At 49.1% G+C, this 23,627-nt stretch carries 21 protein-coding genes; 20 read left to right on the forward strand and 1 reads right to left on the reverse strand.

Features of this window, described 5'->3' with window-relative positions; genetic code table 11:
* The first annotated feature begins 95 nt into the window (after positions 1 to 95).
* The 4 genes from rseP to ACYU87_RS22315 all read left to right on the forward strand — a co-directional run bounded on the left by rseP (position 96) and on the right by ACYU87_RS22315 (position 6,010).
* Entirely contained in the window at positions 96 to 1,412 is a 1,317-nt protein-coding gene (gene rseP / locus ACYU87_RS22300) for an RIP metalloprotease RseP (protein WP_461136338.1), read from the forward strand.
* 82 nt (positions 1,413 to 1,494) lie between these two features.
* Positions 1,495 to 1,989, forward strand: coding sequence for a DUF6702 family protein (locus ACYU87_RS22305; protein WP_461136312.1), 495 nt, complete (start codon positions 1,495 to 1,497; stop codon positions 1,987 to 1,989).
* A gap of 174 nt (positions 1,990 to 2,163) precedes the next feature.
* Entirely contained in the window at positions 2,164 to 4,653 is a 2,490-nt protein-coding gene (gene lon / locus ACYU87_RS22310; protein WP_461136313.1) for an endopeptidase La, read from the forward strand.
* 94 nt (positions 4,654 to 4,747) lie between these two features.
* Positions 4,748 to 6,010 (forward strand): AGE family epimerase/isomerase, encoded by a 1,263-nt coding sequence (locus ACYU87_RS22315; protein WP_461136314.1) that lies wholly within the window; start codon positions 4,748 to 4,750, stop codon positions 6,008 to 6,010.
* 40 nt (positions 6,011 to 6,050) lie between these two features.
* Here ACYU87_RS22315 and murQ read toward each other — a convergent pair whose 3' ends face one another.
* Positions 6,051 to 6,860: an N-acetylmuramic acid 6-phosphate etherase gene (gene murQ, locus ACYU87_RS22320; RefSeq protein WP_461136315.1), complete on the reverse strand. Its 810-nt coding sequence runs from the start codon at positions 6,858 to 6,860 to the stop codon at positions 6,051 to 6,053.
* Between the two features lie 125 nt (positions 6,861 to 6,985).
* On the opposite strand from murQ, the gene ilvD reads away from it, so the two are divergent.
* From ilvD to ACYU87_RS22400, 16 genes are all read left to right on the forward strand, one after another.
* Complete coding sequence (gene ilvD / locus ACYU87_RS22325) at positions 6,986 to 8,686, forward strand: dihydroxy-acid dehydratase (protein ID WP_461136316.1); 1,701 nt, start codon at positions 6,986 to 6,988, stop codon at positions 8,684 to 8,686.
* A 172-nt stretch (positions 8,687 to 8,858) separates the two neighbouring features.
* Positions 8,859 to 9,155: a GIY-YIG nuclease family protein gene (locus tag ACYU87_RS22330; protein ID WP_461136317.1), complete on the forward strand. Its 297-nt coding sequence runs from the start codon at positions 8,859 to 8,861 to the stop codon at positions 9,153 to 9,155.
* Positions 9,156 to 9,260: 105 nt separating this feature from the next.
* Complete coding sequence (gene ilvB, locus ACYU87_RS22335; RefSeq protein ID WP_461136318.1) at positions 9,261 to 11,057, forward strand: biosynthetic-type acetolactate synthase large subunit; 1,797 nt, start codon at positions 9,261 to 9,263, stop codon at positions 11,055 to 11,057.
* 1 nt (position 11,058) lies between these two features.
* Complete coding sequence (ilvN, locus tag ACYU87_RS22340) at positions 11,059 to 11,592, forward strand: acetolactate synthase small subunit (protein ID WP_461136319.1); 534 nt, start codon at positions 11,059 to 11,061, stop codon at positions 11,590 to 11,592.
* 41 nt (positions 11,593 to 11,633) lie between these two features.
* On the forward strand, positions 11,634 to 12,677 hold the full coding sequence (gene ilvC, locus ACYU87_RS22345; RefSeq protein WP_461136320.1) for a ketol-acid reductoisomerase: 1,044 nt from the start codon (positions 11,634 to 11,636) through the stop codon (positions 12,675 to 12,677).
* Between the two features lie 135 nt (positions 12,678 to 12,812).
* Positions 12,813 to 14,084: a threonine ammonia-lyase gene (ilvA, locus tag ACYU87_RS22350; protein WP_461136321.1), complete on the forward strand. Its 1,272-nt coding sequence runs from the start codon at positions 12,813 to 12,815 to the stop codon at positions 14,082 to 14,084.
* Between the two features lie 18 nt (positions 14,085 to 14,102).
* The gene (locus tag ACYU87_RS22355) at positions 14,103 to 14,414 is read left to right on the forward strand and encodes a nucleotidyltransferase family protein (RefSeq protein WP_461136322.1); all 312 of its coding nucleotides are present in this window, start codon (positions 14,103 to 14,105) and stop codon (positions 14,412 to 14,414) included.
* 41 nt (positions 14,415 to 14,455) lie between these two features.
* Complete coding sequence (locus ACYU87_RS22360; RefSeq protein WP_461136323.1) at positions 14,456 to 14,788, forward strand: hypothetical protein; 333 nt, start codon at positions 14,456 to 14,458, stop codon at positions 14,786 to 14,788.
* Positions 14,789 to 14,813: 25 nt separating this feature from the next.
* Complete coding sequence (locus tag ACYU87_RS22365) at positions 14,814 to 15,674, forward strand: helix-turn-helix transcriptional regulator (RefSeq protein ID WP_461136324.1); 861 nt, start codon at positions 14,814 to 14,816, stop codon at positions 15,672 to 15,674.
* Positions 15,675 to 15,812: 138 nt separating this feature from the next.
* A complete protein-coding gene (leuC, locus tag ACYU87_RS22370; protein WP_461136325.1) occupies positions 15,813 to 17,213 on the forward strand; it encodes a 3-isopropylmalate dehydratase large subunit in 1,401 nt (466 codons plus the stop codon).
* A gap of 84 nt (positions 17,214 to 17,297) precedes the next feature.
* Positions 17,298 to 17,894: a 3-isopropylmalate dehydratase small subunit gene (gene leuD / locus ACYU87_RS22375; protein WP_461136326.1), complete on the forward strand. Its 597-nt coding sequence runs from the start codon at positions 17,298 to 17,300 to the stop codon at positions 17,892 to 17,894.
* 82 nt (positions 17,895 to 17,976) lie between these two features.
* The gene (locus ACYU87_RS22380; protein WP_461136327.1) at positions 17,977 to 19,497 is read left to right on the forward strand and encodes an alpha-isopropylmalate synthase regulatory domain-containing protein; all 1,521 of its coding nucleotides are present in this window, start codon (positions 17,977 to 17,979) and stop codon (positions 19,495 to 19,497) included.
* A gap of 71 nt (positions 19,498 to 19,568) precedes the next feature.
* Positions 19,569 to 20,264, forward strand: a complete 696-nt coding sequence (locus tag ACYU87_RS22385) for a class I SAM-dependent methyltransferase (protein WP_461136328.1) — start codon at positions 19,569 to 19,571, stop codon at positions 20,262 to 20,264.
* A 109-nt stretch (positions 20,265 to 20,373) separates the two neighbouring features.
* Positions 20,374 to 21,450 carry a 3-isopropylmalate dehydrogenase gene (gene leuB, locus ACYU87_RS22390; protein ID WP_461136329.1) on the forward strand — a complete coding sequence of 359 codons (1,077 nt, stop codon included), beginning with the start codon at positions 20,374 to 20,376 and terminating at the stop codon, positions 21,448 to 21,450.
* Positions 21,451 to 21,707: 257 nt separating this feature from the next.
* Entirely contained in the window at positions 21,708 to 22,847 is a 1,140-nt protein-coding gene (locus ACYU87_RS22395) for a 2-isopropylmalate synthase (RefSeq protein ID WP_461136330.1), read from the forward strand.
* A 114-nt stretch (positions 22,848 to 22,961) separates the two neighbouring features.
* Entirely contained in the window at positions 22,962 to 23,432 is a 471-nt protein-coding gene (locus ACYU87_RS22400) for a hypothetical protein (protein WP_461136331.1), read from the forward strand.
* Positions 23,433 to 23,627 lie beyond the last annotated feature (195 nt).

The raw sequence follows: 23,627 nt of genomic DNA on the forward strand, positions 1-23,627 counted from the left end.
AAAGCCGACGCTAAAAAAGCGTAGTTTTACAACCCACAAGTTAGCATTATCACAACGGCCCGCCTTAGCGGTTTAACTACATGGAACCTAAGTATCTGGAGATTTTAATAATGGCAGGCCAGCTCATTCTTGGCTTGTCCATACTGGTTGGCTTACACGAACTAGGTCATTTACTGGCCGCCAAAGCATTCGGCATGCGCGTGGAGCAATATTTTATTGGTTTCCCACCCAAAATATGGAGCGTGAAACGGGGTGAAACGGAATACGGTATCGGCGCGATTCCACTGGGCGGTTTTGTGAAAATTTCGGGCATGATCGACGAATCGCTCGACACTGCGCATACGGATACCGAACCCAAACCGTACGAATTCCGCGCCAAGCCAGCCTGGCAGCGACTGATCGTTATGCTCGGCGGTATTATCGTCAACGTGATTGTCGGTATACTGATTTTTGTGATTATTGCCTACAAAAACGGCAATACGTATCTGGCGGCAAAAGACGCGAAATACGGTATTGTCGCCTACGATCTGGCCAAAAGCATTGGCTTGCAAACGGGCGATAAAATTGTGAAAGTCAATGGGAAGACGATCTCCGATTTCAATGAAATCCGCAGTTCGGACGTATTTCTGGGCAACAACAGTTCGTATACGATCGAGCGAAATGGTAAGCTGGAAGACATCTTCATCCCCAACAACTTTGTTGACAAACTGGCGGACAAGAAAGCCGCAGGTCAGTTTATCGAACCCATCGAGCCGTTCAAAGTAGCGGAACTGGTACCGGGTCAACCAGCAACTAAAGCGGGCCTGAAAGCAGGCGACGTTATCACGAGTGTCAATGGCACGCCAATCCGGTTTTACCACGAATTTACGGACATCGTGAAACCGCTCAAAAGTAAACCGCTGACCCTCGGCATCAACCGCAATGGTCAGCCAACAACGATCACGGTCACAACCACGGCCGATGGCACCATCGGGTTTTATCCGGAGTTTTTGCTCCCCCTAACGAAGCAGGAATATACGTTTGGCGAAGCGATAGGCGTTGGCAGCAAAAAGGCCTTTCAGGTAGTGTACGATAACATCAAAGGGTTTGGCAAAATTTTCCGGGGCGAAGTCTCAGCATCGAAGGCCCTGAGTGGCCCGATCGGTATTGCCCAGAATCTCTTTGGTGGTGTGTGGCTCTGGGATCGGTTCTGGACCGTTACCGGCGTGTTGTCGATGGCGCTTGCGTTTATGAACGCCCTGCCTATTCCCGCTCTTGATGGTGGCCACGCCACGATTCTGAGTTATGAAATTATTTCGGGCCGGAAACCATCCGATCGTTTTCTGGAGGGGGCTCAAAAAGTTGGCATGGTCATTCTGCTTGGCTTAATGGCTTTTGCTATCTTCAATGACGTTTTCAAGGCCGTTTTCTAACCAACCAATTATAACGGGCACAACGCTACTCAACCTTGGTTGAGTAGCGTTGTGCCCGTTATGGTACAATCCATTGTTCACTGTGCTAAAAAAAATACTCGCTGGTCTTCTGCTCATGAGCCTGATGGCCAGTCGGCCGGCGCACGATTTCCATGCCAGCGTAACGCAGATGCAGTACAACGCAAAGGAGCGGGCTTTCGAAATCAGCATCCGAATTTTTACCGACGATTTTGAAAAAACACTCGCGGAAGCGTCGAAAAGCCGGGTAAATCTGAGCGGAAGCGTGAAAAATGACCCGTTGATCGAAAAATATGTGCAGTCACATTTTTCATATGTAAACTCGCAGAAGCAAATAAAGCCGATTAAATACGTGGGTTACGAAGTAGAGACTGACGCTCACTGGATTTATTTGGAAATGCCCTTCGCCGAGCCATTTAAAGGTGGCTTATTGAAACAAAATGTATTGATGGAAATGTTTGATGATCAGGTAAATATGGTTAACGTTCAGTACCAGGGCCATAAAAAAACCTTCGTCTTCCGGAAGAATCAGCCCATTCAGGACATTTCGGTCGAATAATAAATTTATAGGCTACAAAGTAGCCTAATTACTTAATTTTGTAGTTGTAACGACAAGACCGCCAATTCGTCACAATGTAATGATTGGCACGGACCTTGCGAACACCTCGTATCCCTTGCCTTTCCCATATTTCAGGCACCAAATATTCAATGCTGCCAAACCGGCAGTGTACTTATGCATTCAGACCAAGATTTAGCTACCCGCCTGTTGATGACTGATTTCGATTCGGACAACTTAGAAATTGTCCCGCTTGGGTCGCCAGAAGGGTTAGATGATGATTACGAATTACCCGCCAATTTACCGATTCTGCCTGTTCGAAATACTGTGTTGTTTCCGGGTATGGTGATTCCCGTTACAGTGGGGCGGTCAAAGTCGATACGTTTAGTTAAAAAGGCATATAAAGGAAACCGGATCATAGGTGTAGTAGCGCAACTGAATCAGCAGAAAGATGAACCCACCGCGGATGATCTGTATCGATTTGGTACCGTAGCGTACATCATAAAGATGATTACCCTGCCCGATGGCAATATCACCATTATTATTCAGGGCAAGAAACGTTTTGAAATTCAGCAGTTTACGCAGGAAGAACCGTTTATGACGGCTCAGGTACGGCAGATTGATGACTCCTTTACAAACGCCAATAAGAAAGAAGGCAAAGCGCTGCTCCAATCCCTGAAAGACGCTGCCTATAAAATGTTGCGGCTCAATCCGGAAATTCCGCAAGAGGCCCGCATCGCACTCGATAATATTGAGAGCCCAACGTTTCTGCTGCATTTCCTGTCGTCGAACGTTAATGCCGAAGTAGCGGATAAGCAACGCCTTCTGGAAATGCTCGAAGGTAATCAGCAGGCCAGCCTATTGCTGGAATTCATGCTTCGCGAGGTACAGCTCCTCGAACTGAAACGCGAAATTCAGTCCAAAGCCTCATCGGATCTTGACCAGCAGCAGCGCGATTATTACCTGCGTCAGCAGATGAAGGTATTACAGGATGAGCTGGGTATAGAGAATCCGGACCGCGATATTGACGAGCTGCGAATAAAAGCTGATCGTAAAAAGTGGCCAGCTGACGTTCGGGCGCATTTCGACAAGGAACTGACGAAGTTACAGCGTATCAATCCAATGGCTCCGGAATACCCGGTAACCATGAATTACGTTGAGCTGATGGTGGACTTGCCCTGGAGTGAATACACAAAGGACAATTTTGACCTGAAACGGGCGCAGAAAATTCTGGATACGGACCATTTCGGTTTGGAAAAGGTGAAGGAGCGGATCATTGAGTACCTCGCCGTTCTGAAGCTGAAAAACGATATGAAAGCCCCTATTCTATGTCTGTACGGACCTCCGGGCGTGGGAAAAACCTCGCTGGGAAAATCAGTAGCGAAGGCACTGGGCCGTAAATACAGCCGCATGGCCCTGGGTGGCGTTCACGACGAGGCCGAAATACGTGGTCATCGGAAAACATATATCGGCGCTATGCCCGGCAAAGTTATTCAGAACATCCGCAAGTGCGGCACGGCTAACCCCGTATTTATTCTGGATGAAATTGACAAAGTAAGTTCCGATTTCCGGGGCGATCCCTCGTCGGCCCTGCTCGAAGTACTTGACCCTGAGCAGAACTCAACGTTTATGGACAATTACCTCGAAACGGAGTTCGATCTGTCGCGGGTGCTGTTTATCGCTACCGCTAATTCACTCGATACCATTCATCCCGCCCTGCGCGACCGGATGGAGATTATTGATATTGCGGGCTACACCGTAGAAGAGAAAGTTCAAATCGCCAAGAAGTACCTCATTCCGAAGCAGCGCCGGGATCATGGCCTGAAGCCCAAAGATCTGGCGTTCGACGACAAGGCCGTTTTGCGCATTATCGAAGGCTATACCCGCGAATCGGGTGTTCGGAATCTGGAACAGAAAATTGGTGCTCTCATTCGTAAAGTTGCCAAATCTATTGCTATGGAAGAGGAATATAATCACACCATTAAGGTAGGTGATATTCCTAAAATGCTGGGCGCCGAAATCTTCGATAAGGAACTCTACGCCGACGACGATATCGCGGGTATCGTTACGGGACTGGCCTGGACCCAGGTGGGTGGCGAAATTCTATTGATCGAGTCGAGTTTGAGCCGGGGCAAAGGTGTTCTTACCTTATCAGGCCAACTGGGCGATGTCATGAAGGAGTCGGCAGTGACGGCACTTTCCTACCTGAAAGCCCATGCCGACGATCTGGGTATCGACTACCGTATATTCAGTCATTACGATTTACACATTCACATTCCAGCTGGTGCCGTTCCAAAAGATGGCCCGTCGGCCGGGATTACGATGCTTACGTCAATGACGTCTATTTATACCCAGCGTAAAGTGAAGCCTTACCTGGCGATGACGGGCGAGGTGACGCTTCGGGGTAAGGTATTGCCCGTAGGCGGTATAAAAGAAAAAATTCTGGCGGCCAACCGGGCTGGCATTAAAGAACTGATTCTCTGTTCGAAGAACCGCAAGGACATTGAAGAAATCAATCAATCCTACATCAAGGATCTGGTTTTCCACTATGCCGACACCGTTGATCAGGTACTCGATATAGCCCTACTACCGGGCCAGGTAGGTAAACCGATGAAGTTCGTATTACCCGAAGACAAAGAACAGCGAGAAGTAGAGAAAGTATATTAAGGGTATGTATGGTATAGGATGTATGATATAGCCGGGTGCACTACCACATACATCGTATATCATACATCCTATATTTCCTGTCATACATCGTTTTGTGCTTGATTTTCAGAACCTATCCACCATCTACCAGCAGGCCTTACTTAGGCAGGTTGTGCCCTTCTGGTTAAAAACCAGTCGGGATGAACGCTGTGGTGGTTATGTTGATCTGCTGGCAGCAACGGGCGAGCCCATTGAAGGCGACAAATTTGTGGCGTTGCAGGCTCAGCAGACCTGGTCTTTCGCCTGGCTCTACACCTCTCTCGATGGCCAGCCGGCCTGGCTCGACCATGCCAGTCATGGAGCCAACTTTCTCAGTCAGTTTGCCCACGACGATTCGCTGGCCTGCTATGCGCAGCTTGACCGGCGCGGTCGGCCGGTTTTGCAATCCATCGATCTTGTTCCGGCCAGTTTTGCAACCATGGCGTATGCACAAATGCACCGCGCCACCCGGCAGGATGAATGGGCCATGCTGGCGAAACAAACCTACTCGGGATTACTGGAACACCGTGCCAGCCTGCATACCGAACAAACGAATACGCTTGGTGGCCTCCGGCAAGTACGACAACTGAGTGAGACGACAGCTGTACTGAAAATGGTTTTGGTCATGCAGCCGTTACTCGCCGAAGATAGCTGGAAGCAAACTATTGACCTGGTTGTGCAGGATATTCTGCATGGCTTTATGGATAAGCGAACCGACACCCTGCGCGAGTTTATTTTACCCGAAGGGGCCTTCGTCAATACGCCCGAAGGCAGACGACTGAACACGGGGCTTTCCTTTCAGACAGCCTGCTATCTGCTCGACTTTTATGCCACAAGTACATCGAGCAAAACGGGATCGGCCATTACGGCTAATCGCCGATTAGCCATGCAAGTTGTCTCCTGGTGTCTACGCTTGTGCGAACAGGCATGGGACGAAACCAACGCGGGGCTGAATCAATACGTTGATGTCAAACAACAGGCATTTATTTTTCCTGACTGGCAGCAGAAATGGGCCTGGGTGCAACTGGAAGCGCTGGCTGCGCTGCTAAAGGGATACGAGCATACCCGCCACCCCGATTGCCTGAAGTGGTTCAAGCGGATACATGATTACACCTTCCAGCACTTCCCGGATGCACAACAGGCTGGCTGGCACCTGGCACTCGACCACTACACCCAACCCTTGCTAATGGCCAAAGCGACACCCGCAGTAGGTTGCTTTTCATTGATTCGCTGCCTGGGCGAGATAAGTAACCTGTTGACAACCTTGAGACAGACAAGAGAACGAACCAGTCGGACGGGTGTTCCGCTCAACCCAAGGCGCTCTGCCGAAGAAGCATAAGGATGAAATTCTGATTTTGGCCTCAGAAGTCATCCCTTACTTATTTTTCAGTCTTGGCAAAGCCATCAATTGCCCCCCGCACATTCCCGAACTTAGCGAGTAACGCTTCAGCCTGTTCCCGATCAACACCGATTTCGCCCATGACCATCTTGGCAGCCCGATCCTGCAACTTGATATTGGTCAGCATCATATCAACCATTTTGTTACCCTTCACGCGCCCCAGTTGAATCATGACCGAGGTAGAAATCATATTTAGGGCAAGTTTCTGAGCAGTTCCAGCTTTCATTCGTGTGCTACCCGTCACAAACTCCGGACCTGTCACGACTTCTACCGGAAACTCAGCCGCCTGCGCTACCGCTGACCCGGCATTACAAACAAGGCAACCTGTCAATAAACCCGCTTTCCGAGCTTCATTCAGTCCACCGATTACGTATGGCGTGCGACCCGATGCAGCAATGCCAATGACGGTATCATGTTCATCGGGCTGATACGGTGCAATATCTTTCCAGGCCTGCTCTGCATCGTCTTCCGCATACTCAACCGCTTTTCGAATAGCTCCATCGCCACCGGCCATTAGCCCAATGACCAAATCATGCGGAACGCCGTACGTTGGCGGACATTCTGATGCATCCACTACGCCCAGCCTGCCGCTTGTACCGGCACCGATGTAAATAAGCCGTCCACCTTTACGCATCCGGTCAACAATCTGCGTTACCAGCGCTTCAATCTGTGGAATGGCCCGTTCAACGGCCAGAGGCACAGACTGATCTTCTTTATTGATATTAATCAGCAAGTCATGAACCGACATTTGCTCCAGATTGTCGTAATGGGAAGTTGTTTCAGTTGTCATGCATCAAAAATAATACAGCTTGATTTTAGCAAACAAATAATGCGCTTTTTCTTGCCTTTTCCAGAAACATCGGCTTTATTTACGGCGTTATTACACTATCAGCGAAATTTCGCTAAATGTTAAATATGATTACCGAGCAGCCTACAACCGAACTCAACCGCTTTAGCCGTACTCTAACCCAGGAAATCAGTAATCCAGCCGCCAAAGCTATGCTCTACGGAGTTGGTCTGAGCGAGGACGACATGCAGAAGCCGCAAATTGGGATTGCCAGCACAGGATACGAAGGGAATACCTGCAACATGCACCTGAATGGCTTGTCGGTTTACGTAAAACAGGGAATTCAGGCTAGCGGGCTTGTCGGGTTAATTTTTAATACAATCGGTGTATCAGATGGCATGACCAACGGCAACGATGGCATGCGCTATTCACTGCCCAGTCGGGATCTGATTGCCGATTCGATTGAATCAGTCGTAGCGGCTCAATGGTACGATGGTGTTGTAACGGTAGTGGGATGTGATAAAAATATGCCGGGTGCCGTTATGGCCATGGCCCGCCTTGATCGGCCGGGTATTATGGTATACGGAGGTACTATTCGGTCGGGCCATTACAAAGGACAAAAATTAGATATCGTTTCGGCTTTCGAAGCACTCGGCAAGAAATACGCCAATAACATCTCGGATGAAGATTACGAAGGTGTAATCAAAAATTCCATTCCGGGTGCGGGTGCCTGTGGCGGTATGTATACGGCTAACACGATGGCCAGCAGCATTGAAGCGATGGGCCTGAGTTTACCCTTTAGCAGCAGCTATCCGGCAACCCATGAAGGCAAGCAGGAAGAGTGCAAGAAGATTGGGGCAGCTATGCGCCTGTTGCTCGAACGCAACATCACCCCCGCCGACATCATTACGCGCAAGTCGCTCGAAAACGCGTTGACCGTAGTTATGGCCCTGGGAGGATCTACCAATGCCGTATTGCACTTTCTGGCCATCGCCCGGGCGGCTGGCATTGACCTGACACTCGACGAAATTCAGGCCATTAGTGACCGGGTTCCCTTCCTGGCCGATCTGAAGCCAAGCGGTAAGTATTACATGGAAGATATGCTCGAAATTGGGGGCGTACCGGCCGTGATGAAATACCTGTACCAGAACGGTATGCTGCATGGCGATTGCCTGACGGTAACAGGAAAAACCGTTGCGGAAAACCTGGAGGAAATATCCGACCTGAACTTTGAGACCCAGCATATTGTACGGCCATTGAGCAATCCGATCAAGTCGACCGGCCACATTCAAATCATCCGTGGTAACCTGGCCCCAACAGGGTCGGTGGCAAAGATCACGGGCAAAGAGGGCCTGCAGTTCGATGGTACGGCCAAGGTGTGTGAGCACGAGAGCGAAGTGATCAATGCGCTCCAGAAAGGCGAAATTCTACCGGGTCAGGTAGTGGTTATTCGCAACGCTGGCCCCAAAGGTGGGCCGGGCATGAGCGAAATGCTGAAACCGACCTCAGCCATTATGGGCGCAGGACTTGGCGATAAAGTTGCGTTAATTACCGACGGCCGTTTTTCGGGTGGTACGCACGGCTTCGTGGTGGGCCACGTTACACCAGAAGCCTTTGAAGGCGGACCGATTGCCCTTGTCCGCAATGGCGACCGGATCACGATCGACGCCGTCAACCGCGAACTGACGCTTCATATTTCGGACGAAGAGATGGCGCAACGGAGAAGTGAGTGGAAAAAACCCGCGCCCCTGTTCACGAAAGGTACGCTGGGCAAATACATCCGCAACGTAAAATCAGCGAGTGAAGGCTGCGTAACGGACGAAGCGTAGCTTAGAGAATCAGTAGCGTGTACTTGTCCATTTTTATAACTCAAAATAGATAAGTACGAGTTGAGGGCACAACTTCCCCGTCATGCCGAACTTGTTTCGGCATGACGGGGAAACCTCGAATACCACCAAATTGACTGTAAGGCATCATAAAACCTTCATTGTTAGCAAGTATATGACAAAAGGCGGTTATGTGTACATTATGAGCAATGTCAACCGTACCACATTTTACATTGGTGTAACCAGCAACATTGAACGTCGTGTCTTAGAACACAAAGCCGGTGTAGGTTCTGAATTTACCAGTAAGTACAACCTACATGACTCGCTTTTAGCCGGGCGATTGCCAGATATTGAAGCAGCGATTCAACGCGAGAAGCAGTTGAAAAACTGGCACCGGGACTGGAAATTGAATTTGATAAGGCAGGAAAATCCTGAGTTGAGTGATCTGGCCAAAGACTGGTTTTCGAAATAGGATATTCAGGATATAAAAGGGATTAAATAAAATACGTTTCGTATCAATGATACGAAAAACAGTACAACAACAAACTGAATACGACTTTAAAACTGATCATACATCATGGAAGCAATCGCCAGTAGTAAACCGGAAATCGCTCACGCAGTAGCCGTATCCACTGGGGCAGTATCCACTGGGGATATAACGGCTACGGATGGGCCAACTCCTACATACATCAACGGCTCGCATGCCCTGATGAAAGCCCTGTTAGCGGAAGGTGTAGACACTATTTTTGGTTATCCGGGGGGGGCCATCATGCCCGTGTATGACGCCCTTTACGATTACCAGGACCAAATAAACCACATACTGGTTCGTCACGAACAGGGCGCTGGCCATGCGGCACAGGGCTACGCCCGCGTAACCGGACGGGCGGGTGTTTGTCTTGTTACGTCCGGGCCGGGGGCAACGAATTTGGTAACGGCCATCGCCGATGCCCTGATCGATTCGACTCCGCTGGTCTGCGTTGTTGGCCAGGTCGGCAAAAAATTGCTGGGTACAGACGCGTTCCAGGAAGCTGACATCATGGGGGTTACCATGCCAATCACCAAATGGAATTACCAGATCACGGATGCCGATGAGGTCCCTGAAATACTGTCTAAAGCGTTCTACATTGCCCAGTCTGGTCGGCCAGGTCCGGTCCTGATCGACATCACCAAAAGTGCACAGCTGGAATTAATGACGAAACCTTACGTGTACGAACGCTGCCAGAGTCTGGTCAGTTACCGACCACGGCGCATTCCGAAACAGGAACAAATTGACGCTGCGGCTGTCCTGATCAATTCAGCCAAACGTCCATACATATTTGTCGGGCATGGTGTGCAGATCGCCAAAGCAGAAGCAGAACTGCTCGAACTGGCGGAGAAGGCTGGCATCCCTGTGGCAACAACCCTGCTGGGGCAGTCGACTATTCCAACCAATCACCCGCTTTACGTGGGCTGGCTGGGCATGCACGGTAATTATGGCCCGAATGTAATGACCGACCAGGCCGACGTGATTATTGCCATCGGTATGCGCTTTGATGACCGGGTAACGGGCGACGCCAGCAAATACATCAAACAGGCCAAAGTCGTTCACATCGAAATTGATCCTTCGGAGATTGACAAGATCATTCGAGCCGATGCGCCCGTTGTGGGAGATGCCAAAGAAGCGTTAAAAGCACTGCTGCCGCTTGTTAAAGCGAACGATCACACCGTCTGGCGGAATGAGTTCCGGAAATACGATGCCATCGAAAATGAAACGATTACAGTACCTGAGCTGACCAGCGTTGATGGTAAAATCAGAATGGCCGAAGTAATTGACATGCTGTCGAAAAAGACGAAGGGCGAAGCTATTCTGGTGACGGATGTTGGCCAGCACCAGATGATGGCCTCCCGTTATTATCAGTTTCGGCGGCCAAACAGCCTGGTAACATCGGGCGGCATGGGGACCATGGGGTTTGCGTTGCCAGCCGCTTTTGGGGCACAGGTGGGCGCGCCCGACCGGCAGGTAGTCGCCATCATTGGCGATGGCTGTTTTCAGATGACCCTCCAGGAACTTGGCACCATCGTGCAGAACAAGCAGCCGGTTAAAGCGATCATCCTCAACAACAATTTCCTGGGAATGGTACGCCAGTGGCAGCAGCTTTTTCACCAACGGCGTTATTCGTTCGTTGAGCTGCAAAATCCTGATTTCATTACCATAGCCCGCGGCTTTGGCATGGATGGACAAACCTGCGACGAACGGGCCAGTCTTTCCGATGCCCTTGATACACTGCTAGCGCATGACGGACCATTTCTGCTCGAAGTAATCGTGGAGAAAGAAGAAAACGTATTCCCGATGGTTCCCGCGGGAGCCAGTGTTTCGCAGATTAGACTGAAATAAAATGACTACCTACACGATCTGCATATTCACGGAAAATACCATTGGGCTGCTCAACCGCATCACCATTATTTTCACCCGTCGACGCATCAACATTGAGAGCCTGACCGTTTCAGAAACGGAGCGAAAGGGCGTATCTCGGTTTACGATCGTGATCAAACATGAATCACGGGAAGATGTCGAAAAACTTGTTCGTCAGATTCGCAAGATCGTTGAAGTAATGGCTGTATTCGGCTACCTCAACGATGAGATCGTTTACAATGAAATTGCGCTGTTCAAGATTTCGACGCCACTGGGCAGTAAGTCGCTGGATGTTGAAACCATTAACAAAGAGTACAAAGCCTGGGTCGTTTACTGGGGTCTGGACTACGTTGTTATTGAAAAAACAGGCAACGACACTGATATTTTCGAGTTTTTCGCCTACCTAAAGAAGTACGAAATCCTGGAGTTCGTCCGCTCCGGTCGGGTAGCTGTCGGAAAAACGGAAAAGGGTCTGGTTGAGTACCTGCCCGAGTACGAATGGGCGTATTATTTATAACCAATCACAATTACACAGTACGAGTACAAAACCAATTAAACATGGCAACGATTAATTTCGGAGGAGTTGAGGAACAAGTTGTAACGCGGGAAGAATTTCCGCTGGAGAAAGCCCGTGAGGTGCTGTCTACCGAAACCATTGCGGTAATCGGCTATGGCGTACAAGGCCCCGGTCAGTCGTTGAATATGCGCGACAATGGCTTTAACGTTATTGTTGGCCAGCGCAAAGGCAAAACATACGACAAGGCCGTTGCCGACGGCTGGGTACCGGGTGAAACGTTGTTCGAAATCGAAGAAGCGCTGGAGAAAGGTACGATTATTTGCTTCCTGCTTTCCGATGCTGCTCAGATCGAACTCTGGCCAACGGTGAAAGCCGCCCTCAAGCCCGGTAAATCACTGTATTTCTCGCACGGATTCGGCGTAACGTATAAAGAGAAAACCGGTATTGTTCCCCCTACCGATGTTGACGTGTTCCTGGTAGCGCCGAAAGGGTCGGGCACATCGCTGCGCCGGTTGTTCGTAGAAGGCAAAGGGCTGAACTCCAGCTTCGCCATTTATCAGGACGCATCGGGCCAGGCACGTACCAAAGCCATTGCTATGGGTATTGGTGTAGGCTCGGGCTACCTGTTCGAAACCGATTTCTACAAGGAAGTAACGTCTGACCTTACCGGCGAACGGGGTACGCTGATGGGGGCTATTCAAGGCATTTTTGCTGCCCAATATGAAGTACTACGGGCCAATGGTCATAGCCCGTCAGAAGCGTTCAACGAAACCGTTGAAGAACTGACCCAGTCGCTGATGCCACTCGTTGCCGAAAACGGGATGGACTGGATGTACGCGAACTGTTCGACAACCGCACAACGGGGTGCTCTCGACTGGTGGAAGCCTTTCCACGATGCAACTAAACCCGTATTTGAGCAACTATACAACTCCGTAAAATCGCAGGAGCAGGCCGAAATCAGCATCACCCGCAACTCGCAGCCCGACTACCGCGAGAAGCTGGAAGTAGAACTGGCCGAACTGCGCGATTCAGAAATGTGGCAGGCTGGTAAAGCCGTTCGGTCACTACGGCCAGAACGGAGCTAGGTTTCACATCAGCTCACGGCTGACTGACTAAATTGAGCGGATTAAACAGACAAAACCTGTTCTAATCCGCTCAATTCGCGTTAAGCGCATGCCAGCAATCGCGCTCCTATCTCTTAGTTTGTTTAACTTTACGTTATGAGCCCTGTAGTAGACGACAAGAAATTGACCTTTCCTGATCTTGACAATATCTATTTAGCCGCCGAACGACTTCGTGGTGTGGCGGTGCATACCCCCCTTCAGGAGAACATTAATTTATCAGACCGCTACGGAGCCACCATTTTCCTCAAACGGGAAGATTTACAGGTTGTCCGATCTTACAAGATTCGGGGCGCTTACAACAAGATGGCCAGCCTGCCCAAAGACACACTGGCCAATGGCGTTGTGTGCGCCAGTGCCGGTAACCACGCGCAGGGTCTGGCGTATGCCTGCCGGAAAATGGCCGTTCATGGTACCATTTTTATGCCAACGACCACGCCCAACCAAAAGGTAAAGCAGGTAAAACTGTTTGGGAAAGAGTTCGTGGAAGTCGTTCTGGTAGGCGATACGTACGACGATGCTTACCATGCCGCCATGGAGTTTGTCAATACCCATGACAGCGTCTTCATCCACCCGTTCGACGATGTGCAGGTGATGGAAGGCCAGGGAACCGTAGGGCTGGAAATCTTCAAAGATTCTAACTTCAGGATCGACTACCTGATCATGGCTATTGGCGGGGGTGGTTTAGCCTCGGGCGTTTCGACCGTTTTTAAACAGTTGAGCCCCAAAACCAAGCTTATCGGCGTAGAACCCGCCGGCTCCCCATCCATGAAAGTGGCGATTGACGAAGGACACGTCGTTACGCTTGATCACATCGACAAATTTGTGGATGGAGCCGCCGTGAAGCGCGTTGGAGACACCACGTTCGAGATCTGCCGGAAAAACCTCGACCGGGTCCTGCTCATTCCGGAAGGCAAGGTTTGCACGACCATTCTACAACTCTACAATGAAGAAGCCATTGTGGCTGAACCGGCGGGTGCGTTGTCCATTGCTGCACTGGACTTTCTGAAAGATGAGATCAAAGGCAAGAACGTTGTGTGTCTGGTTGGTGGGGGCAATAACGACATTACCCGGACGGAAGAAATAAAGGAACGTTCGCTTTTGTACGAAGGGCTGAAACATTATTTCATTATTCGGTTTCCGCAGCGGGCCGGCGCTTTCCGCGACTTTCTGAACGTACTGGGCCCCAACGATGACATCAGCCGTTTCGAATACGCGAAGAAAACCAATCGGGAGATGGGTCCCGCCGTCGTGGGTATCGAACTGAAGCATCGGGAAGATTTCGAGCCGCTCATCCAGCGCATGCAGGAACAGAACATCGTATTTGAATACCTTAACGACCAACCGGATTTATTTCAGTTTTTGGTATAGATTGACCGAACAGAAGCTATGATAACAGCCGTTCAAAATAAACAGCAAGCCTTCGAGCGTATTCAATCGCACCAATCGGCCTTAAAATTATTTGGTGCTGCCAGACTGGGTCTGTTTGGGTCTTTTGTTCGGGGCGAACAAACCGAAAGAAGTGATATTGATTTTGTGGTAGAATTTCAGGAAGGCAAGAAGACATTCCGAAATTTCATTAATATGGTTTATTACTTGGAGAAAGTGATGTGCCGGGAAGTTGATTTGCTTTCCTGGGATGGTGTTACATATGGATTGAAACGGCCAATAGATGGTGAAGTTGAGTTATTGATGCCTTAAAAATTCCCTTTTACTATTTACAGGCTATTTGTTATATAAAAATGACAAGAAAACGTGGGCAGACCGCATTCCGCTTAGCATTGTTAGATACTACTACAGTTAGTAGTTTATTTCTATTAACTACAGCTTTACAACGGGCAGAGAGCCATGCTTCAATAGTCAAATTTGGGGGATTAATTGGAATAGGTACTATAGCGGGACTTTTCTTGTGCCTTGTAAGTTTAGTGATGGGTTTATTAGGTGTTCGTACCTCTGACCGCTATGAACAAAGAAATTCACTCTTTGCAATTGGTATTAGTCTAGTTGTTTTAGTAGCCTTCGCTATTTATACATATATGGGAATGCAGTCGCCTAATTTCGGGCCTGTTCATTAGATAGTATCATGCTTCAGATATTACCATGCTTCGTGTTCCCTCCTCCATCCAGCCCAATCAGTTCGAATCTCTGAACATCCGGCGGTCCGACGCGTCCGAGATGAAATTTGTGGCTTATCGCAGTGACGTATATCCCGAACGGAACGAAGTATTCTTCGAGGAACATGCCGTCATTGTGGTTCTGGAAGGCGAGAAAAAATTCAGTTCGCCTACCCAGGAACTACATGTACGCAAAGGACAGATTTTATTCTTTCAGCGGGGTTGTTACTCCATGAACGAATCCATTGATTCGAGCTACCGGAGTCTGGTGTTTTTTGTCAATGAAAAACTCTTGAAAGAATTTGTCAGCCAGCACCTGCCTTTATTTCAGGCGCTGCCTACCCCCCTACCGACCGATCTGATCCTCTCTTTTTCGTCGTCGCCCACCTTTACCACGTTCATTGACTCACTACTTCCTTATTTCGGTGCCAAAACACCTTTTCTGAATGAGCTGCTACGGCTCAAATTTCAGGAGTTATTACTGCACCTGCTCGAACTAGACTCGTCAGGCCATCTACGGGCGATATTACTGCACATTTATCAGGGACAGAAAACGGATCTTGACTACCTGATGAACACTTATTTCCTCAAACCGTTGTCTATGAACGAGTTGTCTAAACTATCCGGACGAAGTTTATCGGCCTTCAAGCGAGAGTTTGAGGACCATTTTCATACGTCGCCGGGTCACTGGATACGCCAGAAGCGGCTTGAACACGCTCATTTTCTCTTACGCAATACGGCCAAAAACGTATCGGAAGTGAGTATGGAGATTGGTTACGAGAGTGTATCGCATTTTATCAAGGCGTACAAGCTTCAATACGGTTTTACACCCAAGCTGACCATTTGAACTAAAATCGCTATTTAGTGGACGACTGGCGGGATAGACGATCCAACAAGATTAGTCAATTTTGTAGCCACGTTTCTCAGCCGTGCTGATTCATAGAAACGCAATAGGAATTACCGCGACTAGTTATCCTTTACAGCTATGAGTACCCCAACAACCCTGTTCGATAAAGTGTGGGATGCCCACGTCGTTCGGCACGTTACCGATGGCCCCGATGTGTTATTCATTGACCGTCATTTCATTCACGAAGTAACAAGTCCGGTGGCCTTTCTGGGTCTCGAAAGCCGGGGCGCGTCGGTTTTGTTTTCCGAACGCACTTTTGCCACCGCTGACCACAATACCCCAACCATTAACCAGCATTTGCCGGTAGCAGATCCACTGTCGGCCAATCAGTTGGCGGCACTGGAGCGGAATGCCAATCAGTATGGCATTTCCCATTGGGGCCTGGGCCACGTCAAAAACGGTATCGTACACGTAGTTGGTCCCGAAAATGGCATCACCCTACCCGGTATGACCATTGTTTGTGGTGACTCTCATACGTCGACGCACGGCGCGTTTGGTGCCATTGCCTTTGGTATCGGCACCTCAGAAGTGGAAATGGTTCTGGCTACGCAGTGCATCATGCAGCCCAAACCAAAGAAAATGCGGATTACCGTAAACGGGAAACCGGGTAAGGCTGTCTTGCCGAAAGATGTCATTCTGTACATCATTTCGCAAACCTCAGCGAGCGGAGCCACGGGTTACTTTGTGGAGTATGCCGGTGAAGTATTCGAGAACATGAGCATGGAAGGCCGTATGACGGTCTGCAACATGACGATTGAAATGGGCGCTCGTGGTGGTATGATTGCCCCCGATGAAACAACGCTCAACTATTTGAAAGGCCGTGAGCTCTCGCCCAAAGGCGAGCAGTGGGATAAACTGGTTCCTTACTGGTTATCGCTCAAAACCGACGAAGGTGCTACCTTCGATGTAGACCTCACGTTCGATGCCGCCGACATTGAACCCCAGATTACGTATGGTACAAACCCTGGTCTGGGCACTGGCGTAACGCACCAGATTCCAATGGCCGAAACGGTGAAAGACGGTTCGGCGAGTTACAAAAAATCGTTGCAGTACATGGGCTTCGCCGAAAACGAGACCATGATCGGTAAACCTGTTGATTTTGTTTTCCTGGGTAGCTGCACGAACGGCCGGATTGAGGATTTCCGGGCGTTTGCATCCATCGTGAAAGGTCGCAAAAAAGCTGACAACATAACGGCCTGGCTCGTACCCGGATCACACATTGTTGAGAAGCAGATTAAGGAAGAAGGTATTCTTGATATTCTGACCCAGGCCGGTTTCGAACTGCGCCAACCGGGTTGTTCGGCTTGTCTGGCGATGAATGATGACAAGGTTCCAGCGGGAAAATACGCCGTGTCTACCTCAAACCGGAACTTCGAAGGTCGTCAGGGACCGGGAGCCCGTACTCTTCTGGCGAGCCCGCTGGTCGCTGCTGCCGCGGCCGTTACGGGCGTAGTAACCGATCCAAGACAGTTCATCTAAACAGGTTGTGGTTTGTCGTTCGTAATTAGTAACTGATCTGCCTCAGCAATTGCGAACGACAAACCCAAAACAGACAAACCTCCCATGGCTTACGACAAATTCACTATACTTCGCAGCAGTGCCGTTCCAATGCCCATTGAGAACGTAGACACTGACCAAATTATCCCCGCTCGTTTTCTAAAAGCCACCGAGCGGAAAGGCTTCGGCGATAACCTTTTCCGCGACTGGCGTTACAATAACGACAATACGCCCAAAGCGGATTTCGTGCTGAATAACCCAACCTATTCTGGAAAAATCTTAGTTGGCGGCAAAAACTTCGGTAGCGGATCGAGCCGTGAGCACGCAGCCTGGGCTATTTATGATTATGGCTTCCGGTGCGTTGTGTCGAGTTTCTTCGCTGACATTTTTCAGAATAACTCAATCAACGTCGGTATTCTGCCCGTAAAGGTCAGCCCCGAATTTGTGGAGAAGATCTTCGCGGCCATAGAAGCCGATCCTAAAACTGAACTGGAAGTAAATCTGCCCGCTCAAACGATTACGCTGCTGGCCACGGGCGAAAGCGAAAGCTTTGCCATCAACGAGTACAAGAAGCACAACCTCACCAATGGTTACGACGACATCGACTACCTGTTGTCCATGAAAAACGAAATCGGAGCCTTTGCTGAAACGCGTCCATTTTAAAGAGTGAATGAGCGAAAGAGTGCATGAGCGAAATTAACGCGCTATCCACCCTTTCACTCATTCCCTCTTTCGCTCTTTGAACATGAAACGTCGCTACATTGAAATAATGGATACGACACTCCGCGATGGGGAACAAACCAGCGGAGTGTCGTTTTCTGCGTCTGAGAAACTGGCCTTAGCTCAGTTGCTTCTGACTGAAGTTAAAGTAGATCGGGTTGAGATTGCTTCCGCACGTGTGTCGGCGGGTGAGTTAGAAGCGGTTCAGCAAATTACGAGCTGGGCGGCTGGAGCGGGTGTGCTTGATAAAATAGAAGTACTCACCTTCGTGGACGGCCAGGCCTCCCTCGACTGGATGCAGGCATCGGGTGCCAGGGTCATGAACCTGCTTACCAAAGGCTCGATGAACCACCTGGTTCATCAGCTAAAAAAAACGCCCGATGCGCACTTTTTCGAGATTCAGCAGGTAATCAGCGAAGGCAAACAGCGGGGCTTTCAAGCTAATATTTATCTGGAAGACTGGAGCAATGGCATGCGCAACTCGCCCGACTATGTCCTCCAATTTCTGGATTTCCTCAAAACTCAGCCCATACGCCGGGTCTTACTGCCCGATACATTAGGCGTTCTGACACCAAACGAGACCTACACATTTGTCGGCCAGTTGGTCAATCGCTATCCTGACTTACATTTCGACTTCCACGCCCATAACGACTATGACCTTAGCATAGCGAATGTCATGGAAGCGGTTCGGGCGGGCGTTCACGGCATACATCTCACCGTTAACGGACTGGGTGAACGAGCAGGGAATGCGCCTATGGCCAGCGCGATTGCCGTACTACGCGACTTTATGCCCGATGTACGGACGGGTGTCGTTGAGAAATCATTGTACCAGGTCAGCAAAATCGTGGAAACCTTTTCGGGGCTGCGCATCCCGGACAACAAACCCGTTGTTGGCGACAATGTATTTACCCAAACGGCGGGTATTCATGCTGATGGCGACAAAAAGAATAACCTGTATTTCAATGCGTTACTGCCTGAACGCTTCGGTCGGAAACGGAGCTATGCCCTTGGCAAAATGTCGGGCAAGGCAAACATCGATAATAACCTCCGCGAACTGGGCATCCAACTGTCGGAGGGTGATCTGAAGAAAGTAACCCAGCGCGTCATCGAATTAGGCGATCAGAAAGAAGCCGTCACTCGTGAAGACTTGCCCTACATCATTGCCGATGTACTGAACAACACCGCTGTTACTGCCAGTGTGGAAGTACTCAACTATGTACTGACACACTCAAAAGATCTTAAGCCTTCGGCCACGTTACGCGTCAGAATTGCGGATGAACAATTTGAGGAAAGCGCCCAGGGCGACGGACAGTACGATGCGTTTATGAACGCGCTGAAGAAAGTGTATAGCCGAAAAAAGCTGACGTTACCGGTTTTAACCGACTACGCGGTTCGAATTCCAACCGGTGGCCGTACAGATGCCCTCTGCGAAACCATCATTACCTGGAAACTGAATAACCGTGAATTTAAAACGCGCGGCCTCGATTCTGACCAGACGGTGTCGGCAATAAAAGCAACGCAAAAAATGCTCAATACCTTGGATTAAATATGACGATTCGTTTAATATCTTAGTGCTCCACAAAAGAGAACAGGAACTTTAAACGCGAAATTCGTCTCATGAGTCAGGCTAAACAAACCGCCGAAAAAGTAGAGTACAATGGAGCTGACAATCTGGCTATGATGAGCCACGCCGTCAACTACAACAGTGGTCTTTATCAGTGGGTTGCGCAGGATGTTCGACCTGGTGAAGCCGTACTGGATTTTGGCGCCGGCAACGGCGAATACGCCAATCGGTTTCCAATCGGTAGCGTCGATGCTGCCGAAATAGACCCGGACTTATTACCGCTCATTAAACAACCTGTTTACACAGACATCAGCCAGTTAGCAAAGACCTATGATTTGATTTATACGATCAACGTGCTTGAGCACATCGAGCACCACGATGCCATTGTCAAGGAGCTTTACAAAAAGCTTAAGCCAGGTGGGCGTATCAAGGTTTTTGTGCCAGCCCGTCAGGAGATTTTCAGTAATATGGATGAGCACGTAGGTCATTACCGGCGCTATGACAAAAAGCTGGTTTGCCAAATTCTGGAAGCGGCTGGGCTACAGGTTACTTATTGCCGCTATTACGATTTCGCAGGTTATTTTATTTCCCTGCTTTATAAATGGTTGGGTAAAGATGGGCGGATCACGAAGGAGTCAATAATTTTCTACGACCGTGCCGTTTTTCCCGTGAGCCGATTATTCGACAAAATAACGACTGGTCGAATTATTGGCAAGAACGTTATCGCCGAAGCCGTTAAACCCAATTGAGGCAGTTTTTTCACCCTCTGATAGTTAATTTTATTTTTTTTCGCTCGCTTACTGTAGCGGGTGACTGCCCAAAAGCATCCGTCACTCGTTTACCTTTTAGTTTTTTAAAATGAAAAAACACATTGTAGTTATTGCCGGTGATGGCATCGGTCAGGAAGTGACAACGGTTGGCAAACAAGTTCTGGAAGCAATTGCCAGCAAGTACAACCACGAATTTACGTACGATACCGCTCTGATTGGCCACGAAGCCATTGAAGCTACAGGTAATCCGATTCCCGACGAAACCATTACCAAATCAAAAGCGTCCGATGCCATTCTGTTTGGCGCTGTTGGCCATCCTAAATACGATAACGACCCATCGGCCAAAGTCCGGCCGGAGCAGGGTTTGCTGGGCATCCGCAAAGCACTGGGTTTATACGCTAACCTTCGCCCCATAAAGCTCTTTGACGAACTTTTGAGTGCGTCGAGCATTAAGCCGGAAATATTGAAAGGAGCTGATATTTTGTTCTTCCGTGAATTAACGGGTGATGTTTATTTCGGGGAAAGAGGCCGTAAGGATGAAGGCAATACGGCTTACGATACCATGATTTACAGCCGGTATGAAGTAGAACGAATCGTTACGAAAGCATTCGATGCCGCCATGACCCGGCGTAAAAAACTATGCTCGGTAGATAAAGCCAATGTACTGGAATCGTCGCGTTTATGGCGTGAAGTGGTACAGGAAATAGCTCCTCGTTATCCGGAAGTAGAGGTAGAGCATCAATTTGTGGATGCCGCGGCAATGCTGTTGATCAAAGATCCCAAGCGTTTTGATGTTGTTGTGACCGGAAACCTATTTGGTGACATTCTAACGGACGAAGCCAGCCAGATCGCCGGTTCTATGGGCATGCTGGCATCAGCTTCGGTGGGCGATACCACGGGCCTATACGAGCCGATTCACGGTTCAGCGCACGACATTACGGGTAAAGGTGTCGCCAATCCTCTGGCATCCGTATTGTCGGTAGCGTTGATGCTCGACATATCGTTCGGTATGAAAGAAGAAGCAGAAGCCATTGTGAACGCTGTTGATGCTGTGCTAAAAGCAGGTTTCCGTACCAGAGACATTGCTGATTCCAGCACACCCGCTGACAAGCTTTTGGGAACCGAGCAAATGGGTGAACAGATTTTGCAACGCCTTACCGCTTAGAACCCATTAAATTTTGTAAAATTGCTTTTTCTGTAATTTGTAAAATTAACAGAAACGCTTACTTTTGTAGCGTATTTACGCGAACAGCGAAATTTCGCAAATTACTTTATGACTGACTTACTAACCTGCCGACTGCAAATTCTAAACGTTTTTTAAGACGGAGAAGGTTATGCTATATCAAGAAGCCCTTTCTCTGACCAGAGGAAGGGCTTCTTTTATAATCAACGAATTAGTTCTATTTCAATCAATACCGAGTTATGAGCCAGCGAGTTTACATTTTTGATACTACTCTGCGCGACGGAGAACAAGTTCCGGGATGCCAGTTAACTACTGAAGAGAAAATTGTAGTAGCGAAAGAACTAGAGCGGATGGGCGTTGATGTTATCGAAGCAGGCTTTCCGATCTCCAGCCCAGGTGATTTCCGCTCTGTTGTTGAGATATCAAAAGCTGTAACAGAGCCAACGATCTGCGCGCTTAGCCGGGCCGTAAAGGGCGATATTGATGCCGCCGGCGAAGCCCTCAAATGGGCCAAACGAGGACGTATTCACACCGGTATTGGCTCGTCGGATATTCACATTCGGAATAAATTTTCCAGCACCCGTGAGAAGATTCTGGAGCAGGCCATAGCGGCTGTTAAACACGCCAAAACGTATGTTGAAGACGTTGAATTTTACGCCGAAGACGCTGGCCGTGCCGACTTAGCCTTTCTTGCTCAACTGACCGAAGCTGTAATTAAAGCAGGGGCTACCGTCGTTAATATTCCTGACACAACAGGCTATTGTTTACCGGACGAATACGGTAAGAAGATAGCCTACATCTATGAGCATGTAGCTAATGTTCACCAGGCTACCATTTCTATACATTGTCACAACGATCTCGGCCTGGCTACGGCCAACACGCTGGCAGGCATAATGAATGGAGCCAGACAAGTGGAGGTTACCATGAATGGCATCGGAGAGCGCGCCGGAAACACCTCACTCGAAGAGGTTGTTATGGCGCTGAAGGTAAAGAAAGAACTGGGACTGCATACCAACATTGATGCGACGCGTCTATTTCCGGTAAGTAATCTGGTCTCGCAGATGATGCGGATGCCTGTACAGGCCAACAAAGCAATCGTCGGCCGAAATGCCTTCGCTCATTCGTCAGGCATTCACCAGGATGGCTTCCTGAAACACTCGGAGAACTACGAGATTATGAATCCGCATGATGTGGGCGTACCAAAGTCCTCCATCGTCTTAACTGCCCGCAGTGGTCGTCACGCGTTAAAGCATAGGCTTGAATTGCTCGGTTTCCGCTATGATAAGCCAACGCTCGATGGCATATACACCCGCTTCCTCGATATGGCAGATATCCGCAAAGAGGTCAATGACAAAGACCTGATGGAACTGGTTCGGTAAACAAAAAAGCCCGCGTTGATGCGGGCTTTTTTGTGTATATTCCCGTATGAACAAAATAGGTATAACGACTGTTTCGCGGATAGTAACGTGAACTACAAACCAAATTTAATAGATATGGCCCGCCCAACTCCTGAATTGATTCACGCCCTCCGGCAAACAGCCCTTAACCTCCAACATGGCGCTCCTTACCAATGGGGGCACATGGGCGGATGTAATTGCGGAAACCTCGCCCAGCAGTTAACCAAACTCAACAAAGACCAGATTCACCGGTATGCTATGCAACGACATGGTGACTGGAATGAGCAAGCTGAAGACTACTGCTCGACAAGCCAAATGCCCATCGATTTATTGATCAATGAACTACTCAACGTAGGGTTGATGCTTGAAGATCTAAAGCACCTTGAAAGACTTGATGATCGTGAGGTTCTGCTCCGTTTTCCGCTTGAGAAAAGGTATTTGAAGCAAAATGTGCGGGAAGATGTCGTTGCCTACATGAATGCATGGGCGGAAATGCTTGAGGAGCAACTATTGGAAAAGATCACCTTGCCAACTATGGATCAATTAGCTTTTATGTCTCTGGCTTAAGCGCCTTTTAAAGACTATCAACGTGTACTGTACTGAAACTACGCCAAATGCAAAAAGCCTGTCCTTGTGGGACAGGCTTTCGCTGTTTCAATAGGTGGCATCTTCCTACTCTCCCGCTTATGACAGCAGTACCATCGGCAGTGCGGGGCTTAACGACTCTGTTCGAAATGGTAGAGGTGAACACCCGCCTTAACT

The sequence above is a fragment of the Spirosoma lituiforme genome (assembly GCF_054776635.1).

What these genes read in the sequence shown, in the direction of transcription:
- lon (WP_461136313.1), top strand. Translation starts at nt 2,164, where the DNA reads ATGCATTCAGACCAAGATTTAGCTACCCGCCTGTTGATGACTGATTTC.
- murQ (WP_461136315.1), bottom strand. Translation starts at nt 6,860, where the DNA reads ATGACAACTGAAACAACTTCCCATTACGACAATCTGGAGCAAATGTCG.
- ilvD (WP_461136316.1), top strand. Translation starts at nt 6,986, where the DNA reads ATGATTACCGAGCAGCCTACAACCGAACTCAACCGCTTTAGCCGTACT.
- ACYU87_RS22330 (WP_461136317.1), top strand. Translation starts at nt 8,859, where the DNA reads ATGACAAAAGGCGGTTATGTGTACATTATGAGCAATGTCAACCGTACC.
- ilvB (WP_461136318.1), top strand. Translation starts at nt 9,261, where the DNA reads ATGGAAGCAATCGCCAGTAGTAAACCGGAAATCGCTCACGCAGTAGCC.
- ilvN (WP_461136319.1), top strand. Translation starts at nt 11,059, where the DNA reads ATGACTACCTACACGATCTGCATATTCACGGAAAATACCATTGGGCTG.
- ilvC (WP_461136320.1), top strand. Translation starts at nt 11,634, where the DNA reads ATGGCAACGATTAATTTCGGAGGAGTTGAGGAACAAGTTGTAACGCGG.
- ilvA (WP_461136321.1), top strand. Translation starts at nt 12,813, where the DNA reads ATGAGCCCTGTAGTAGACGACAAGAAATTGACCTTTCCTGATCTTGAC.
- ACYU87_RS22355 (WP_461136322.1), top strand. Translation starts at nt 14,103, where the DNA reads ATGATAACAGCCGTTCAAAATAAACAGCAAGCCTTCGAGCGTATTCAA.
- ACYU87_RS22360 (WP_461136323.1), top strand. Translation starts at nt 14,456, where the DNA reads ATGACAAGAAAACGTGGGCAGACCGCATTCCGCTTAGCATTGTTAGAT.
- ACYU87_RS22365 (WP_461136324.1), top strand. Translation starts at nt 14,814, where the DNA reads ATGCTTCGTGTTCCCTCCTCCATCCAGCCCAATCAGTTCGAATCTCTG.
- leuC (WP_461136325.1), top strand. Translation starts at nt 15,813, where the DNA reads ATGAGTACCCCAACAACCCTGTTCGATAAAGTGTGGGATGCCCACGTC.
- leuD (WP_461136326.1), top strand. Translation starts at nt 17,298, where the DNA reads ATGGCTTACGACAAATTCACTATACTTCGCAGCAGTGCCGTTCCAATG.
- ACYU87_RS22380 (WP_461136327.1), top strand. Translation starts at nt 17,977, where the DNA reads ATGAAACGTCGCTACATTGAAATAATGGATACGACACTCCGCGATGGG.
- ACYU87_RS22385 (WP_461136328.1), top strand. Translation starts at nt 19,569, where the DNA reads ATGAGTCAGGCTAAACAAACCGCCGAAAAAGTAGAGTACAATGGAGCT.
- leuB (WP_461136329.1), top strand. Translation starts at nt 20,374, where the DNA reads ATGAAAAAACACATTGTAGTTATTGCCGGTGATGGCATCGGTCAGGAA.
- ACYU87_RS22395 (WP_461136330.1), top strand. Translation starts at nt 21,708, where the DNA reads ATGAGCCAGCGAGTTTACATTTTTGATACTACTCTGCGCGACGGAGAA.
- ACYU87_RS22400 (WP_461136331.1), top strand. Translation starts at nt 22,962, where the DNA reads ATGGCCCGCCCAACTCCTGAATTGATTCACGCCCTCCGGCAAACAGCC.